Annotated in this window: 15 protein-coding genes; 10 read left to right on the top strand and 5 right to left on the bottom strand. The window is 48.8% G+C overall.

All coding sequences use genetic code 11. From position 1 onward, the window contains the following. Positions 1 to 142 precede the first annotated feature (142 nt). From LI015_RS25315 to LI015_RS25340, 6 genes are all read left to right on the top strand, one after another. A complete protein-coding gene (locus LI015_RS25315) occupies positions 143 to 682 on the top strand; it encodes a flavodoxin family protein (protein ID WP_002568453.1) in 540 nt (179 codons plus the stop codon). 254 nt (positions 683 to 936) lie between these two features. Beyond that, on the top strand, positions 937 to 1,161 hold the full coding sequence (locus LI015_RS25320) for a helix-turn-helix domain-containing protein (protein WP_002568452.1): 225 nt from the start codon (positions 937 to 939) through the stop codon (positions 1,159 to 1,161). A gap of 61 nt (positions 1,162 to 1,222) precedes the next feature. Continuing rightward, on the top strand, positions 1,223 to 1,624 hold the full coding sequence (locus LI015_RS25325) for a (deoxy)nucleoside triphosphate pyrophosphohydrolase (protein WP_227126597.1): 402 nt from the start codon (positions 1,223 to 1,225) through the stop codon (positions 1,622 to 1,624). A 34-nt stretch (positions 1,625 to 1,658) separates the two neighbouring features. Continuing rightward, a complete protein-coding gene (locus LI015_RS25330) occupies positions 1,659 to 3,605 on the top strand; it encodes a sigma-54-dependent Fis family transcriptional regulator (RefSeq protein WP_002568450.1) in 1,947 nt (648 codons plus the stop codon). Between the two features lie 637 nt (positions 3,606 to 4,242). Then, complete coding sequence (locus LI015_RS25335) at positions 4,243 to 5,280, top strand: threonine aldolase family protein (protein WP_002568448.1); 1,038 nt, start codon at positions 4,243 to 4,245, stop codon at positions 5,278 to 5,280. Positions 5,281 to 5,295: 15 nt separating this feature from the next. Then, a complete protein-coding gene (locus tag LI015_RS25340; protein ID WP_002568447.1) occupies positions 5,296 to 6,528 on the top strand; it encodes a dicarboxylate/amino acid:cation symporter in 1,233 nt (410 codons plus the stop codon). A gap of 153 nt (positions 6,529 to 6,681) precedes the next feature. Here LI015_RS25340 and rpiA read toward each other — a convergent pair whose 3' ends face one another. From rpiA to LI015_RS25365, 5 genes are all read right to left on the bottom strand, one after another. Further along, positions 6,682 to 7,362, bottom strand: a complete 681-nt coding sequence (gene rpiA / locus LI015_RS25345; RefSeq protein WP_227126598.1) for a ribose-5-phosphate isomerase RpiA — start codon at positions 7,360 to 7,362, stop codon at positions 6,682 to 6,684. Between the two features lie 75 nt (positions 7,363 to 7,437). Beyond that, positions 7,438 to 8,832: a glucose-6-phosphate dehydrogenase gene (gene zwf, locus LI015_RS25350; protein WP_227126599.1), complete on the bottom strand. Its 1,395-nt coding sequence runs from the start codon at positions 8,830 to 8,832 to the stop codon at positions 7,438 to 7,440. Further along, on the bottom strand, positions 8,816 to 10,240 hold the full coding sequence (gene gndA / locus LI015_RS25355) for an NADP-dependent phosphogluconate dehydrogenase (RefSeq protein WP_227126600.1): 1,425 nt from the start codon (positions 10,238 to 10,240) through the stop codon (positions 8,816 to 8,818). The genes zwf and gndA overlap by 17 nt, the downstream gene beginning before the upstream one ends. A 28-nt stretch (positions 10,241 to 10,268) precedes the next feature. Beyond that, complete coding sequence (locus tag LI015_RS25360) at positions 10,269 to 11,363, bottom strand: lactonase family protein (protein ID WP_227126601.1); 1,095 nt, start codon at positions 11,361 to 11,363, stop codon at positions 10,269 to 10,271. A 308-nt stretch (positions 11,364 to 11,671) separates the two neighbouring features. Next, positions 11,672 to 13,159: an aldehyde dehydrogenase family protein gene (locus LI015_RS25365; RefSeq protein WP_002568442.1), complete on the bottom strand. Its 1,488-nt coding sequence runs from the start codon at positions 13,157 to 13,159 to the stop codon at positions 11,672 to 11,674. A gap of 229 nt (positions 13,160 to 13,388) precedes the next feature. Here LI015_RS25365 and LI015_RS25370 point away from each other — a divergent pair, with 229 nt between their 5' ends. The 4 genes from LI015_RS25370 (at position 13,389) to cas8c (ending at position 18,361) form a co-directional block, all read left to right on the top strand. Then, a complete protein-coding gene (locus LI015_RS25370; RefSeq protein ID WP_227126602.1) occupies positions 13,389 to 13,568 on the top strand; it encodes a hypothetical protein in 180 nt (59 codons plus the stop codon). Positions 13,569 to 13,708: 140 nt separating this feature from the next. Then, entirely contained in the window at positions 13,709 to 15,886 is a 2,178-nt protein-coding gene (cas3, locus tag LI015_RS25375) for a CRISPR-associated helicase Cas3' (protein WP_227126603.1), read from the top strand. A gap of 43 nt (positions 15,887 to 15,929) precedes the next feature. Beyond that, positions 15,930 to 16,589, top strand: a complete 660-nt coding sequence (gene cas5c / locus LI015_RS25380; RefSeq protein ID WP_227126604.1) for a type I-C CRISPR-associated protein Cas5c — start codon at positions 15,930 to 15,932, stop codon at positions 16,587 to 16,589. Continuing rightward, on the top strand, positions 16,586 to 18,361 hold the full coding sequence (gene cas8c / locus LI015_RS25385; RefSeq protein WP_227126605.1) for a type I-C CRISPR-associated protein Cas8c/Csd1: 1,776 nt from the start codon (positions 16,586 to 16,588) through the stop codon (positions 18,359 to 18,361). Before cas5c ends, cas8c begins: the two co-directional genes overlap by 4 nt.

Consider the following 18,361-nt stretch of genomic DNA (forward strand, 5'->3'; position numbering starts at 1 on the left):
GAAATCGTCAATCACGAATTTAGTTGGTGAAACAAGAAGTTAATATTACATTTTAGGGTTGCAGGAATAAAAACTTCTTGACTTGAAGTTAGCTCCAGATGATAGGATGATGAGAGATAACAAAATGAGAGGAGATTTACATATGAGTAAACATGTATTAGTCATATCAGCAAGCCCAAGGAAAGGCGGAAATTCTGATACACTCTGCGATGAGTTTATCCGTGGGGTACAGGAATCCGGAAATCAGGCGGAGAAGATTTTTCTGGCCAGTAGAAAGATTGGATATTGTATCGGATGCGGTGTCTGTAACACCACCCATAAGTGTGTTCAAAAGGATGAGATGGCAGAGATACTGGATAAAATGGTGGATGCAGATGTCATTGTACTGGCTACACCGGTGTACTTTTACACCATGGATGCACAGATGAAGACATTGATTGACCGCACAGTTCCCAGATATACCGAAATTCAGAATAAGGATTTCTATTTCATAGTGGCTGCTGCGGATACAGAACAGAAAATGATGGATCGCACCATTGAAGGATTCCGGGGATTTACGCAGGATTGTCTGACAGGAGCCAGGGAAAAGGGAATCATTTATGGAACAGGTGCCTGGCAGGCAGGAGAAATTAAGGGTACGCCGGCTATGAAGCAGGCATATGAGATGGGAAGAAATGTATAGTTGAAATATAAAATGCATGATGGGCCTGAGGGTGTGTCATGCATTTTTTTTTGGATAGCTGCAATTGCAGGGAATGAATGCAAGAAGGGATTGACGCAGGAATGTGTTGATGTGAACGCAGCGGGGGAGCTTATAGTTAACGATTTTTCATTTCGTGTGGTATAAAATATTTATGGAGTAAAGATATATGTGACTTATAGTCCGTTGCTAAATAAGTCACATTTCGTTACGCTTACCTGTAAGAGGTGAGGGAGATGGAGTTTTCCGGTGATATAAGAATAAAAGTTGGAAACAGGATACGCCAATTAAGAAAAGAACTATTATTAAGTCAAGAATCCTTGGCGTTTAAGGCAGGTCTGGACCGGACCTATATTGCATCTGTAGAAAATGGAAAACGGAATTTATCAATTATGAGTCTTGAAAAGATTATAGTGGCATTGGACTGTTCTATGGCTGAATTTTTTGAGACATTTGAATAAATAAAATTTTAAGCAAAGGCTCATTTGATTAATATAATTCTACAAAGCTGGGGTCATTGGGATGAAGAAGATTGAAGTGGCAGCCGCGGTTCTGCATAAGGATGGAACATTTTTAGGCACCCAAAGAGGTTATGGAGAGTTTGAAGGTGGTTGGGAATTCCCTGGTGGGAAAATTGAAGAAGGGGAGTCTCCCCAGGCGGCATTGCTGCGAGAGTTAAAAGAGGAACTGGGTATTGACGCTATCGTGGAACAATTTTTGATGACAGTTGAATGTAATTATCCCCAGTTCCATCTGATGATGCATTGCTATTTATGCTCGATTGCAGAGGGGAAAATTCAACTGAAAGAGCACAAATCAGCCCGTTGGATGAACAGGGAACAGTTCGATGATGTAGAGTGGCTTCCGGCGGATTTGGATGTGGTAAAACGAATCAGAGAAATGGATATAGACGGTTTAGCTTGATGTGATTATGTGGTGAAGAATCGGAGGACTTTCCATGAGCCAGATTTGGTACGCCGCTTTCAGCGAAGACTTCGTGGAGCAGGCACAGAAAATATTCAAAAAATTGGATAAGGATGTAATCGTCACGGTATGGGATCCGGAACTGGTTCCGGAGATGCTCAGGCGCGGGGTCAGCGTTATATTAGGCCGCGGGGCCACAGCGCTGCGGATACGCAAGGTAGTGGACCTGCCGGTGGTGGAGATACCCATCCCCTTTGAGGATATGGCAGACACCCTGATTGAGGCCAGCAGCTATGGAAGGAACATCGGGGTCATTGGCTATAACAACCTTCTCAGCGGTCTGGAGCGTTTAAATCCCATTCTGAATGTAAGCATACGGCAGATATTTGCCGTGGATGAAGATGATACGTACCATCAAATCCAGAAGCTTAAAAATGAAGGGGTAGACGTGATTGTGGGCGGGCTTATCCAGACACGTTATGCCAGAGAATTGGGACTGCCCGCAGTCCGCATTGAGCTGACGGACAAGTCATTGTCCTATGCGTGTCAGGAAGCAGAGAAGCTGATTGCCACGGTCAAGGCTGCTACCAGAAAGGCAGAGGAGCTTAAGACCATTCTCAATACCACCAATGAAAAGTATGTAGCAGTTGACATAAAAGGAAATATTACCTGGATGAACCGTGTTGCCAAGCCTTACCTGCCAAATCCGGGCGGGCTGGTTTACGATACGCCCATAACAGAGGTGCTGCCCGCCTTTGAGGCAGTCCATGATGTATTGGCAACAGGAGAGGAAATCATACAGGAGACAGGTTCCATTAATGGGGCTGATATTCTTTATGATATGATTCCCTTAACATATAAAAATGGAGAGATATTGGGTGCGGTTATCACCTTCAATGATGCGGGAACCATCACCAGAGGGGAACATAAAATCAGGGATAAAGGCATCAAGGGATTTCAGGCCACCTATTCATTTAAGGATATATGCGGAAGCAGCCAGCAGATGAATCAGTGCATCCAGCATGCAAAGAGGTACGCCCATACGGACCTGACTGTACTTTTGCTGGGTGAGACGGGTTCCGGTAAGGAGATGTTTGCCCAGAGCATGCACAATGCCAGCAGCCGCAGAAACGGTCCTTTTGTTGCTGTAAACTGTGCGGCTCTTCCCGAGGGAATTCTGGAGAGTGAGCTTTTTGGATATGATGATGGTGCCTTTACCGGCGCCAGGCGCAGCGGAAAGATGGGGCTCTTTGAGCTGGCTCACAATGGGACCATTTTCCTGGATGAGATAGGGGAAATGCCCATGTCCCTTCAGAGCAGGCTGCTGCGTGTTTTGCAGGAGCGTAAGGTCATGCGTCTGGGCGGCGACCGGGTTTTTCCCGTGAATATCAGGATATTTGCAGCGACCAACAAAAACCTGATGGAGCTGGTAGGTGAGCACAAATTCAGGGAGGACTTATTTTACCGTCTTAATGTGCTGACCCTAAAGATACCGCCGCTCAGGGAACGGGTTGAGGATATTCCTGATCTGGCCAATCTGTTTCTCAGGGAAAGCGGGGGAAAATGCTGCCTTACCCCTGCGGCAGAGAAGGTGCTTACCTCTTACGGATGGCCGGGAAACGCCCGCCAGCTGAGGCATTTTATGGAGAAGGTGCGTATCATATGCGATTCCTCTGTCATATCAGGGGAAGCTGCTGGCTATGTGATTCAAAACTATGAACCGCCTTGCGAAATGGAGCAGAGGGGAAATAGCAGCGGCTTTCCGGGAAGTAATGGAATAGGGAATTACAAAGCAACTAAAGGCCGCGTAAACAGAAGTCAGGAGGAACCGGGTCAGGAGAATATAAGCAGGGAAATAACTGAAGAGTGTTTGGCCCAGGCTATGGAGCAGGCCGGAGGCAATAAAACAAAAGCCGCCCGGATTCTTGGAATACACAGAAGTACGATTTGGAGGTATATCAAAAAATTCGGAATGGAGTAACGGTCCATGGTTTTATGCGGCACGCACAGTATAGAAAGGCATAGTGAATGTTGTACCAGTGGTAATGCTGTATATAATGCCGTATATAGTGTGTCGTATATAATGCTGTAGATAGTGTGCCGTATATAATGCTGTAGATGGTGTGCTGTATATAATGCTGTAGATGGTGTGCTGTATATAATGCTGTAGATAGTGTGCCGTATATAATGCCGTAGATAGTGTGCTGTATATAATGCTATAGATGGTGTGCCGTATATAATGCTGTAGATAGTGTGCCGTATATAATGCTGTAAATAGTGCCGTATATTATGCCACATATAATTCTGTATATCATGTCGCATACAAAGTCGTATCTCGTGTCGCAGAAAGCGTCTTATATGTTGCTGTGCGACACTTTTGATATAATCTGCGACACATGACAGAAAACGTTCAATGGAAAAAAATTACATAAACTGGGATATATCTCCATCCCTCTATCAATTATTGAATCAGAAAACCTCAAAAAACAGCTATATTTTGCAGATATTAGTAAAAATATCTCTGAATATAGCTGTTTTTTCGTATTTTCCATACCAAAGAAGAAAAATGGCATAAATATTGCTTATTAATACCATATAACCATTAAGGAGGGAATGAAATGGTAGATTTGAGAAGTGACACTATCAGTATGCCAACCAGGGAAATGCTGGAGACCATACTGGAGGCAAAGCTGGGGGATGACGGAAGGACGGATTCCAAAGGAAGGGGAGAGGATCTGGCAGTCAATGAACTGGAGGACCTGGCGGCAGAGATGACAGGAAAAGAGGCGGCTGTATTGTTCCCGTCAGGAACACAGGGCAACACATCTGCTATTCTGGCTTATTGCAGGCCCGGCCAGAAGGTGATGGTAGATGAGATGCAGCATATTTACTTAAGCGAGAAGGTGGTATTTGACCCATCCATCGGGCAGCTTGAACCGGTTACGTATAAATTGGACCAGGATAACCTGCCGGACCTTGACGACATGCGCCGCATTTTGGAGAGCCAGGAGATTGCCCTGCTGTGTATCGAAAATACTCACAATTTTTCAGGCGGTACCTGTGTCCCGTTAGAGAGGATGAAAGCGATTCATGAGCTGGCAAAGGAGTTTGGGGTCCCTGTCCACATGGATGGAGCCAGGATGTTCAATGCAGTGGTGGCCCTGGGCGTGGAAGCGCGGGAAATGTGCAAATATGTGGATTCGGTGATGTTCTGCATCTCAAAGGGGCTGGGGGCGCCTATCGGTTCCCTGGTATGCTGTTCTGAAGCGTTTTCCATGAAGATCAGGGACAAGAGAAAGCTTTTAGGCGGAGCCATGAGGCAGGCAGGCGTGATTGCAGCGCCTGGAATGTATGCCCTCACGCACAACATTGAGCGGCTGGCAGAGGATAACGCCAATGCTGCCTATGCGGCTGAGCAGCTAAAGGATTTAAAGAACACAAAGGTATATGGGAAGGTCATGAGCAATATCATTGTCCTGGATGCCAATGGACTGGGCCTTACACCAGGGGAGTACTGCGGCAAGGCGGCCGAAAAGGGGTTATTAATCAAGCCGGTGTTAAAGGATAAGGTAAGACTGGTATTTTACAGAGATATTTCAAGGGAGGATACGGAAAAAGCGGTAGCGATTATACGTGAACTGGATTCTTTACGATAAAGGGGGATTTGACATATGAAGATAGCTGGTAAAAAGATAGGTTTATCCACGCAGATATTTGCAGCTATGCTGCTGGGAGCGGTTTTGGGAATTGTCATCGGGGAACCAATGACTAAAGTTGGATTTATCGGAACTATCTGGCTGAATTGTATTAAAATGATTGTTGTGCCAATGGTGCTTGTTACCATTGTGACGGGTGTTGTTTCACAGAAGGATATGAAGACACTGGGAAGAATCAGCTTCCGCATTATGGCGTATTATGTTATCACCACACTGGTTGCCTGCGCCATCGGCATCCTGGTTACATCCATTGTAAAGCCGGGCACCATAGCTAATTTTACAGGACTGGCATCCAAGGAAGTAACGGGCAGCGCGGACATCACGGTAGCTGATTTCTTCACAGGAATGTTCTCATCCAATATTATCCAGACCTTTGCGGACGGCAATATCCTTCAGACCGTAGTCATCGCGATTCTGCTGGGCGTGGCGATTTTAAGGATGAAGAATCCGGAGCACAAGGAGAAGGCTATCAAGGGCATGAACGTGCTCAATGATATGGTATTTTCACTGATTAACATGATTATGCTGGTATCTCCAATCGGCGTATTCTTCCTGATGGGAGATTCCTTCGGAAAGTACGGAGCCGGCATCTTTACCAGCATGGCAACCCTGGTAGGCACCTATTATCTGGCCTGCCTGGTGCATGTGGTACTGGTTTACTGCACAGTTATCTGGGTGACCGCAGGAATCAATCCTCTTAAGTTTTTAAAGGACAGTGCGGAGCTGTGGGTATACACCATTTCCACCTGCTCCAGTGTGGCTGCCATTCCGATTAATATTAAAGTGGCCAAGGAGAAATTCAATGTTCCGGAGACTATTTCCGGCTTCACCGTACCCCTGGGCTCACAGATGAACTATGACGGCAGCGTTATCCTGTACGGCTGTGTCATCCTGTTTATCAGTCAGACCATCGGTGTTCCTGTCACTCTGGGAACCATGGTGAAGATCATACTGATGTCAGCTATTCTTTCCACTGGCGGCGGCGGTATCCCGGGAAGCGGCATCGTAAAGCTGCTGGTCATGGTAACTGCTTTTGGCCTGCCTACAGAGATTGTAGGAATCATAGCTGCATTCTACCGCCTGTTTGACATGGGAACCACCACCAACAACTGCCTGGGAGATCTTGCAGGCACGGTGTTTGTATCCAAGCTGGAGGATAAGGCAGCTGCAAGGGCAAAGTCGGCATAGACGGATTGATGAATGGTTTGATGATTAATGATTGTTGGATATTAGCTGATGAGATTATTCAGATATGTATATTAAAAGATTCCGGATTCTGTATGATGCAGAGTCCGGGATTTTTCTGGTGTGTCTGGGAGCGCTAGTTTCTGTCTGTGTAGTTCAATTATGGAAGCGTTCTTGGGTTCCGTTTTCCGTTCCCACTATGATTTTTTCGCAGATATCACCGAACAGCCCTGTTTCCAAGACACCGGTCATGGATTTGAGACGAACCGCTGCCATGGGGTAATCCATTTCAACGCCTCCTGTCAGATCCAGGATATGGCTGCCGTTGTCTGTGACAAATACTGTCCCGTTTTTTATCCTCAGCTTCGGTATAAACCCTGCTTCCCTTACCTGTTCCTCCACATAGGGAACTGCAAAAGCAGGAACCTCCACAGGCAGCACACATCCGCTCAGGGAATGTACAAGCTTGCTCTGGTCCATAATCCATATGACCCGCCGGGCCTTGCAGGCGATGATCTTTTCACGGAACAGGGCACCGCCTCCGCCCTTAATGGAATAGAAATCCGGGTCAATGGCGTCCACCCCGTCGATAGCCAGGTGTATGGTCCGGGCATCCTCCAGGGAGATAAGGGGGATGCCCAAACGGCGGGCCAAGCCTTCCGTCTCAAGAGAAGTGGCTGCCCCATGGACATTCAGTCCGCCGCGGATTCGTTCGGACAGTTTTTCCATGAGATAATATACAGTTGAACCGGTTCCGAGGCCCAACACCATGTTATCCTCTACCTCCATGGCCGCCTGCCAGGCAGCCGCTTTTTTCTGTTCTTCTTTACTGTACATATTGTGCCTCCTGTGGTCTGCTGCCGTTTAAAGCTGTCTAAGACGCCTGAAGCCCCTGCAGCCGTTTTCAGACACCTACAGCCAGCTATGCCCATATTGTTCCAGCATCCGGTCCGCTTCAGCCGGTCCACGGGTTCCGGGCCTGTAAGGATACACCGGCAGCCGCTTTGCGGCGTGAAGTTCCTTCAGATGGCTGATGTAATTCCAGCTAAACTCTATCTGGTCCCATTGTGAGAACCAGGAGCGTTCACCTGCCATACAGGCAGTGATAAGACGTTCATAGGCCTCAGGGGTATTGAGCTGATGAATCAGGCTGCAGTTCTGGCAGAAATCCATCTTGGCCGGTATGATATCCTCAGAATCACCGGGACGTTTGATATTAAACTGCAGATAGACGCCTTCTGTGGGCTGAATCTTTATGATTAGTATGTTGGGCTCTACTTCCTGATAGGGCCTGCGGAATATGACAGCCAGTTCAATCTCGCGTTTCCCTGTCTTTTTGCCGGTCCGGATGTAAAAGGGGGTCCCTTTCCAGCGCTGGTTGTCAATGAAAAGCCGCAGGGCTCCGTAGGTTTCTGTCTGTGAATCCGGTTTTACAAGAGGTTCGCCGCGGTATCCCTCATATTGACCCAGGATCAGGGTGCTTTCTATGGATGACTCATCTGCCGGCTGTAAACAGCGGAATACATCCAGCTGGGCATCGTGCAGCCCCTTAGGGCTGAATTCCTCCGGCTGTTCCATGGCCATGATGGACAAAATCTGGAACAGATGGTTCTGCACCATATCCTTCAGGGCGCCGCTGGCATCATAGTATCCGCCGCGGGTTTCCACGCCCATATCCTCCAGGGCGGAAATCTGCACAGATTCAATATAGCGGGAATTCCATACGTCTGTAAAAATGGGATTGGAAAACCGGATTGCCTGGATATTGCGGACCATTTCTTTTCCAAGATAGTGGTCGATGCGGTAAATATGCTCCGGGCCAAAGAACACTTCCAGCTCTTTGTTAAGGGCTGCGGCCGCAGCAAGGTTCTCGCCGAAAGGCTTTTCAAGTATCACCTTGCCGGAGGAAGAACCGTGGACCAGTTTGAGTCCTTCTGTGATGATGCTGAAAAAACGGGGAGCCACTGCAAAGTAAAAGATGTGGGAGTGGATATCATTTTCCCTGTAATAGTGATTCAGTCCATGATATGCTTCCAAACGGGAGAAATCCATCCGGTAATAATCTATTTTTTCAGAAAAACGGTTAAATGCTTTTTCCTCAAAGGAGAGCCGGGTGAATTTCTCCACCCAGTCCCTGGCAATCTGACGGTAATGGCTGCTGTCGTAGTCCCGGCGGCCAATGATGGTGATGCGGCTGTCCTCCGGAAGCTTTCCGGTGATATCCATGGTATAAAGTGCAGGAAGAAGCTTGCGGAAGGTAAGATCCCCGGTGCCGCCGAAGATGGTAAGGTTAGTGCTGATTGTCATTAGCCCACCTCCATTCATGGTGGAATATGCCTTCGCGGTCTGTTCTCTCATAGGTATGGGCTCCAAAGCAGTCGCGTTGGGCCTGGATCAGATTGGCGCCTGCCGCCTTTGCGCGGAATTCGTCCAGGTAGGACACTGCGTTGCAGAGGGCAGGAATGGGAAGGCCGTTCATGACGCCGGTGGATACGGCCTGGCGCAGGCTGTCCTGATGCTCGTTGATGCGGGACAGGAAGAAACCATCGAATATAAGGTTTTCCGGCTTTGGTTCCGCTTCAAATGCATGGGTGATGTCATTTAAGAAAACAGCCTGGATAATGCATCCGGCGCGGAATATGGAAGCAATTTTTCCCAGGTCCAGATTCCAGCCGTACAGCCTGGATGCATCCTGCATCAGGGAGAAACCCTGGGCATATGCGATGATTTTTCCGGTATACAGGGCTTCGCGGACCATGGCTGCAAACGACTCTTTATCAGGAGAGAGGCCGACAGCCGGTGAATGGATAAGCTGCCATGCCTTTTCACGTTCATCCAGATGATTGGACATAATACGGGCCGTGCAGGCGGAAGTGATCATGGAGATATCCACGCCTTGCTTCAGGGCTTCTATGCTGGCCCACCTTCCGGTTCCTTTTTGTTTTGCGCTGTCTTTGATGCGGTCAATGAGCTCCCCGTCCCCCAGGTCGTCGGCCTCACGGAAGATACCGGCAGTAATGCCAATCAGGTAGCTGTAAAGCTCCCCTTCGTTCCAGGATTTAAAGATATGAGCCAGCTCCTGATTGTTGAATCCGCCCACATATTTTAACAGAAGATAGGATTCAGCAATCAGCTGCATATCTGCGTACTCAATGCCGTTGTGGACCATTTTTACATAATGTCCGGCGCCGTCCGGGCCGATGTAGGCGCAGCAGGGCTCATCCATGGCCCTGGCTGCAATGGCTTCCAGTATGGGACGTACTGATTCGTAAGCATCGGCATTTCCTCCGGGCATGACGGAGGGACCGAACCGGGCGCCTTCCTCTCCTCCGGAAATGCCTACCCCCAGATAGTGGATTCCCTTTTCTGCCAGCAGGGCTGCCCGCCTTCTGGTATCTTCAAAGAAGGAATTGCCTCCGTCCAGTATCATATCCCCCTTTTCAAGAAGAGGAACCAGCTGTTCTATGACGGCATCCACCGGTTTGCCTGCCTGGATCATCAGCATTACCTTCCGGGGACGGGCAAGGGCGTCCGTCATGTCCTTAAGGTCATAAAAGGGTATCAGGTTCTCATGAGGATGGTCCCTCATGACCTGCTCTGTGACAGCGGCGCTGCGGTTATAACCGCCCACCTTAAATCCGTGATCAGCCATATTCAGGGCAAGACTTCTTCCCATAACGGAAAGACCTACGATTCCAATATCAAGTTTTATCATTCTTCTACCTCCTCAGGCGAAATATGGGTTAAATAGTATGCTGGGAAAGAACAATGGAAACAGCTTCCGGCGCAGGTACGCGGGAGCATATGTCCAGGAGCTCCCCTGTTTCCGGGTTGAGCTGAAAGCTGACCAGTCCGCCTTGGGTGCGGTTTGCCACCAGCAGGTACCGGCCGTCAGGCGTAAGAACCATGTCGCGGGGATGGATGCCGCCGCAGCCTGTTTGCTGGATTTGCTCCAGCCGCCCATGGCTGATTTTAAAGACCGTTATGACCTCGGCAAATCGGGTGGATACATATAAAAAACGTTGGTCCGGTGACAGGCGTATGGCTGCCGATGCAGGTGGTTCCTCATATACTGCATCCAAAGGCAGGATGGGGCAGATTTGCAGGAGCTTCATGGAAAAGTCAGGAAGGGATATACTGTTATGGCTGCTGTCTGTCCCTGCGGCCCCGTCTTCTGTCAGACTGTACACAAAAACCTGGTTGCTCAGCTCGCTGACAAGGAAGAACTGCTTATGGTCCCTGTCAAAAATTCCGTGGCGGGGGCCGGTTCCCTTGTCAAAGGCCAGTTCTGATACAAGGGTAAAATCCTTTTGGCAGTCAAATACCATCATTTTATCCAGCAGCAGGCAGGGAACCATCATATAGTGGCTGTGAAATAAAATCTGATGGCACCCGGCCTTAGGCGCAATGGGGATTCTTTTAGCCAGTTCAAGATGCGGGAGGGTGGGCCGCTTTTTACGTCCGGGGGAATCTTCCTCATATGTTATCTCATATATCAGTATAGTACCTTCATGGTAGTTTGCCGTGTATAGATAGCGGTCATCCTGGGCCGCGTAGCAGGCCGGCGAGGACTCACCAAAGCATTCCGCTGCCGGTTGAGCAAGGGCTTCCTCCTTATTATGGGCTGTATCCAAAAGACATATCCCGGACCGGCCCTCTCTTTTTAATGGGGAAGCCAGCATGGAATCCCTCAGGGAAAGATACTTGCAATCAGGGGCTTCATAATATAATTCAGGGTAAGACATTGCCCCGTTTCTTAAATCAATGGTAAAACGGTAAATGCCCAGGCTTTCAGGCGAGGCATAGGTACCGAGAAATCCGGTAAGGCTGTTGTTCATGACAAATCCTTTCTGAGCAAACTGTAATCAAATAAATATCAGTTACTATCTGTAATTATAAAAGTTACAGTAACATATGTCAAGTGATATTTGATCATATTTTTCCCGTAGGTTTCATTGAATGTTTTTGGGATGCTTTTAGAATGCGCCATATTTATGGATTGATGCAGTCTGGGGTGTTTGGAATGAATGGAATTAGAAATATAAAACCGGAAAATTCCCCATGCACTTCTGTCATGAGGAATTTTCCGGTTTTATGGTATCATGTAATACATAGATTCAAACATTTACTAAGCGGATATAAGATTTTATTTTGCAGGATAGAATCCGCTGGGAGCTTCAGAGAGATTGATCATAATATTCTTCATCTGCGTATAGTGCTCCAGAATAACCTTATGGGTCTCGCGGCCAATACCGGATTCCTTGTAGCCGCCGAAGGGCGATCCTTCCGGAATCTGGTTGTATGTATTGACCCACATACGTCCTGTCTCAATGCCGCGGGATACACGGATAGCGCGGTTTAAGTCGCGGGTCCAGACAGCGCCGCCAAGGCCGTAGGCATTGTCGTTGGCCATGCGGATGACCTCGTCCTCATCCCTGAATTTAAGGATACAGGCAACCGGTCCGAAGATTTCCTCCTGGGCAACCCGCATATCATTGGTCACGTCGGCCAGCAGAGTGGGACGCATGAAGCAGCCCTTTGCCAGTTCGCCATCCGTGATACGCTCGCCGCCGCAGATCAGGCGGGCGCCTTCCTGCTTTCCGATTTCCACATAGCTTAAAATCTTTTCCAGCTGGCGCTCGTTAATCTGGCTGCCCATCTGGGTCTCAGGATCCCATGATACACCTACCTTTACATTGTTAAATGCCTTTACAGCGTCCTCAAGGAACTTATCGTAAATATCCTCATGTACGAATACACGGGAGCCAGCACAGCATACCTGGCCCTGATTGAACAGGATGCCCAGCTGGAGGCCGTCGATGGCCTGCTCCCAGTTGCAGTCCGGGAAGAAGATATTAGCGGATTTTCCGCCTAATTCCAGGGTGGCCGGGATGAGCCGGTCCGCCGCTGCCAGAGCTACCTGACGTCCTACCTCGGTGGAGCCGGTAAATGCCAGTTTTCTGAATCCCTTGTGGTCAAGCATATACTGGCCTGACTTGGATCCGGATCCGGTAATCACGTTGAATACGCCCTTTGGAATAACATCCTGCACTAATCTGGCAAATTCCAGGACGGAAAGGGAGGTGTCGCTGGATGGCTTGAATACTGTACAGCAGCCGGCTGCCAGAACCGGAGCCAGTTTCCATGCGGCCATAAGGAATGGGAAGTTCCAGGGGACAATCTGTCCTACAACACCAATTGGTTCACGTAAAATCAGGGAGAGGAACTGCTCATCCAGAATATTGGCGCTGCCTTCCTCGGCCATGATGCAGCCTGCAAAGTAGCGGAAGTGCTTTGCGCTTAACGGAATGTCGATGGCCATGGTTTCGCGGATTGGTTTGCCGTTGTCCAGTGATTCTACCATAGCCAGGTGCTCTGTATTTGCGTCGATGATGTCTGCGATTTTATTCAGAATGGCAGCGCGTTCACTGGTAGGAACCTTCTTCCAGGTTTCAAATGCTTTCCATGCTTCCCTGACAGCATCATCCACGTCTTCCTTGGTAGCCTGAGCACACTCAGCCAGCTTTTCTCCATTGGCAGGACACTTTGTGGTAAAGAATTCACCGTCAGAAGCGTCACGCCACTGCCCCCCTATAAAAAGCTGGTATCTGTTCTGAAGTTCTGGTTTGTTCATGTAATACCTCCTTGTTTTGTGTTGTTACACTCCTATAAATAAGGCTCATAGAGCCTTGCTTCCGATTACATTAACTACCATATCATTTTCATATAAAAAAAGCAATATTTGTTAAATTGTTTTCATAATAGTTTTTATTTTAACAAATTTTCAGTTATTAATAATTGAAATAAAGAGAAAGTCACGCTATAATGAAAGAAAAAAATAAAAATCAAGGAGGAAAATTAAAATGGAGCAAAAAAGTCCAGATAAAGTTTGTTATCAATTTATCTGTCCCAGATATCCCAAGTGCGCACGGGCAAGAGGCAGGGGGTGCTGCATTGAGTACCCGGAAGATAAGGCGCAGATGGTACAGGAGGGAGATTGCAGGGCCGAGGATGGATTTCCGCTGTTTGTGGAGGAGCAGTAGGTGTGTCTATATTTATGACGCATTGAACGAAAATATTTGTCTTTATATAAAAAATGAATATGGTAACATTTACCAAAATTATTTAATTTAAGACAAATATATGTTATAATTTGTACAATATCGGGGGAAGGGGGGAACCTATGCAATACTATGCGCACATCAGTGAGGACAAGACTCGAAAACAGACCGTAAAGGACCATCTCACAGGGACCGCCAGGCGTTCTGAACTGTTTGCAGAAGCGTTCCGGTGCGGAGCATGGGGATACGGATGCGGAGTTCTGCACGATATCGGGAAATATTCCCAGGGATTTAGAAAACGTCTGGAGGGCGGTTCCATTACGGACCACGCCACGGCGGGAGCCCAGGAGATGATGCGGCTGTATGCCGGGTCCAATCCGCTGGCTGCTTACTGCGCCGCTTACTGCATCAGCGGCCACCATTCAGGCCTTCTGGACGGGGGAAGGACCGGAGACACGGCAGGGGAGGCCACGCTTCAGGGAAGGCTTAAAAAGCAGTTAGAGGATTACAGTCCGTATAAAAATGAAGTTGAGATGCCGGATTTTCCCGGGCTGCCGCTGAGACAGATAGGCAAGGGCGGCTTTGGCCTGTCATTTTTTATCAGGATGCTGTTTTCATGCCTTGTGGACGGAGATTATCTGGATACGGAACAATTCATGCTGGGACAGGATGCGGGAAGGGGAGACTATGATTGTATGGATGTCCTTCTCAGGCGACTGGAAAGCCATGTGGAATCCTGGCTTTCCAATGATGATTTGACATCTGTAAATGGAAGAAGGACGGCTATACTGAAGGCTTGTTTGCAGGCAGGAAGCAGGAGGCAGGGACTGTACCAGCTCACGGTACCTACCGGCGGAGGCAAGACCGTGTCCTCCCTTGGGTTTGCCCTGCGCCACGCGGCGGAACATGGTCTTCAACGGATTATTTATGTGATCCCGTATACGAGTATCATCGAACAGAACGCCCAGGTATTTAAGGAAATCCTGGGAAAGAAAAATGTCCTGGAAAACCATTGTAATGTAACATATGAGGATAAGGAGAGCGGCAAGGAATTAAAAATGGAGCAGCTGGCCGCAGAAAACTGGGACAAGCCGGTGGTGGTCACTACAAATGTCCGTTTTTTTGAATCTCTCTATGCCTGCAGAACCTCGGAATGCCGTAAACTGCATAATATTGCCAACAGCGTCATCATATTTGATGAGGCGCAAATGCTTCCGGTGAAATATCTGATGCCGTGTATTCGGGCTATCAGTGAGCTTATATGCAATTATCACTGCACAGCAGTTATCTGTACAGCTACCCAGCCGTCCCTGCAGCCCTTCTTTCCTGCAAAGATGCAGGAACTGAAGGCAGAGGAACTATGTCCGGATGTAAAAGGACAGTATGATTTTTTCAAAAGGACAAAGATACAGCTGGCAGGGCGGATATCCCAGGAACATCTGGTGAAGGAGCTGGAAGGCCGGCAGCAGGTCCTCTGTATCCTGAACAGCAGAAAACGGGTGCAGCGCGTATGCGATTCCATTGGCGGCCGGGGGACGTACCATTTATCTACCTTGATGTATCCAAAACACAGGAAGGAGATTTTGAAGGAGATTCGCAGCCGGCTGTCGTCGGGAGAACCATGCCGGCTTATATCCACCAGTCTGGTGGAAGCAGGCGTGGATTTTGATTTTCCGGCTGTATACAGGGAACTGGCCGGAATTGACAGTGTGATCCAGGCTGCCGGAAGGTGCAACCGGGAGGGAAAGAGGGATCCGGAAGAATGTATGACCCAGGTATTTACGTTGGAGGAAGAGGAGGATATCCATATACCGCGGGAATTGAAACTGCCCATTTCAGTAGCCGGACAGATTGCGCAGAAGTATGAAGATATATCGTCGCCGGAGGCCATAGGAGAATATTTCACCAGGCTGTACCGGTATAAAGGGGAGGGATTGGACGCAAAGGATGTGGTGGAGCAGTTCGAGCAGGGAAGCCGTTCATTTATGTTTCCATTTGCATCAGCGGCTTCCGGGTTCCGCCTGATTGAGAGCAATACCAGGACCATTTTAATTGATACAGAGCCGGAGGCAGCGCAGATTGCCATGCAAATCCGGCAGGGCGGGCATAGCAGGGAGCTTATCAGGCAGGCCGGACAGTACTGTGTAAATGTTTATGAACATGATTTTGAAGCCCTGAGCGGCGCAGGCCGCCTGGAACAGATAGACCGGGAATTTTATGTTCTGAGGAATAAGGAGCAGTATACAAGGGAGAGGGGGCTGGTGATTGACGTAAGCCGCGGGGATGCCCTTATGTTTTAAGTCCCTTTTATGAAAATGGCGTATGCCGGAAAGGAGCGAAGCGATGAGCCGAGGAGTACGGGTCCGGCTGTGGGGAGATTATGCCCTCTTCAGCCGCCCTGAGATGAAGGTGGAACGGTGCAGCTATGATGTGATGACGCCTTCCGCCGCAAGGGGAATGCTGGAGGCGATCTACTGGCATCCGGGGATGCGGTGGGTGATTGACAAAATCTATGTGAGAAAACCCATCCAGTTTACCAGCATCCGAAGAAATGAGGTAAAGAGCAAGGTATTGGCAGGAAACGCATTGACTGCCGTAAACGGGGGAGGAAAACCGCTGTATATAAGCAGCAAAGAGGAAATCGTACAGAGGGCGTCCATTCTTCTGCGGGATGTGGAATATGTGGTTGAGGCCCATTTTGAGATGACCCCCAAGGCAGTCCCGGGGGATAACGAGGGTAAGTTTAAGGACATTATTATGCGCCGCCTGCGCAGGGGGGAGTGTTATCATCAGCCGTATTTTGGATGCCGGGAATTCCCTGCCCGGTTTGCCCTCTATGAAGAGGAGGAAGTAGACACTGCATATGACGGCACGGAGAGAGATTTGGGATATATGCTGTATGATCTGGATTACTCAGATACTGAGCACATTAAACCCATGTTTTTCAGGGCTGTCATGAAGGATGGTGTTCTGGATGTAAGGAATTGTGAGGTGGTGCGATGATTCTCCAGGCGCTTGTTGAATATTATGAAGCCCTTGAGCGGAAGGAAAAGATAACCAGTCCGGGCTGGTGCAGGGCCAGGGTAGCGTACGGGCTGGATATTTCAGAGCAGGGGGAGCTTATGGGTGTCATCCCCCTTAAGAAAGAGCAGCAGAAAGGCAAAAAGACAGTCTGGGTACCCCAGGACCTTACGGTACCCCAAATGGTTTCCCGTTGTTCCGGTGTATCTGCCAATTTCCTGTGCGACCATTCCGGTTATATGCTGGGAATTGATAATAAGGGAAAACCGGAGAGATCCAGGGAATGTTTTGAGTATGCCAAAAAGAAGCATAAGGACATTCTGGGGAATATCAGCAGTCCCGCAGCCAGGGCGGTGTGCCGCTTTTTTGACTGCTGGGCGCCGGACCGGGCAGCAGAAAACCCATACCTGGTGCCGGAACTGGAGGAGATCATATCCGGTTCTAATCTGGTGTTCATGATAGACGGGGAATATGTCCATGAGGACCCGGATATAATGCAGTGCTGGGAAGAATACAGCCATCAGTCAGGTACCGGACCTGAGGGCGTCTGCCTGGTGACAGGGCGCAGGGAGGAAATCGCTAGGATTCACGGCACCATCAAAGGCGTCAGGGGAGCCCAGCCCTGCGGAGCTGCGCTAGTCTCCTTTAATGAACCTGCCTTTGAATCATACGGCAAGGAGCAGAGCTTTAACGCGCCGGTGGGTACATACGCGGCCTATGCCTATACCACGGCGCTCAATTACCTCCTTTCGGACCGGTCCCATGGGACAACCATCGGCGACACGGCCGTGGTTTACTGGTCCGAGGAAGGGGACGAACGGTACCAGAATATATTTGCCTGTGTGTCGGAGCCGACCATGGAGAACCAGGAAATAGTGGATGGGGTATTCAAGAACCTGGCGGAGGGAAAAGCAGTTGCGGTCCAGGATGTTAAGGACAGTCTGGATATCGAAAAGCGGTTTTATATATTAGGGCTGGCACCCAACGCAGCCAGGCTGGCCGTGCGTTTCTTCTATCAGGACAGCTTTGGAAACATATTAAAGCATATAAAAGAACATTATGACAGAATGGAAATAGTCCGTCCGGCAGCCGATGCTGTGGAGTATCTGGGAATATGGCGTATGCTCCAGGAGACGGTCAATAAAAAATCCAGGGATAAAAAGCCGGTTCCCAGTATGTCCGGGGCAGTGTACAGGTCAATTATATCCGGCAGCCGGTATCCGGCGTCCCTGTATCAGGCCGTGCTTGGCAGGATACGGGCGGAGCAGGACGACGGGGACAGCCGTATTTATAAGATAACCAGGGGAAGGGCTGCCATCATCAAGGCATATCTGCTAAAAAATGGAAATATAAGGGAGGAAATAACCATGGCGCTTAATGAAGACAGCAATAATACCGCGTACATCCTGGGAAGGGAATTTGCGGTTCTGGAGGCAATCCAGGAGGAAGCCAATCCGGGGATCAACGCCACCATAAAGGATAAATATTTTAATTCCGCATGCGCCACACCGGCGGCAATTTTCCCCATTTTATTTAAGCTGAAAAACAGCCACATAAAGAAGATGAACAATGGGGCAAAAGAGACATATTACGAAAAAATGCTGTGTGATTTACAGGGAAGGCTGACGGTGGCAGAGGGACAGAGGGCCGCCTGCCCAAGAAGGCTTACCCTGGAGGAACAGGGAATGTTCATATTGGGGTATTATCATCAGACTCAGAAGAGATATGAGAAGAAGATAAAGGAGGAGGCTTAA

It is taken from the genome of Enterocloster sp. 210928-DFI.2.20 (assembly GCF_020554465.1).
GTDB lineage: Bacteria > Bacillota > Clostridia > Lachnospirales > Lachnospiraceae > Enterocloster > Enterocloster bolteae.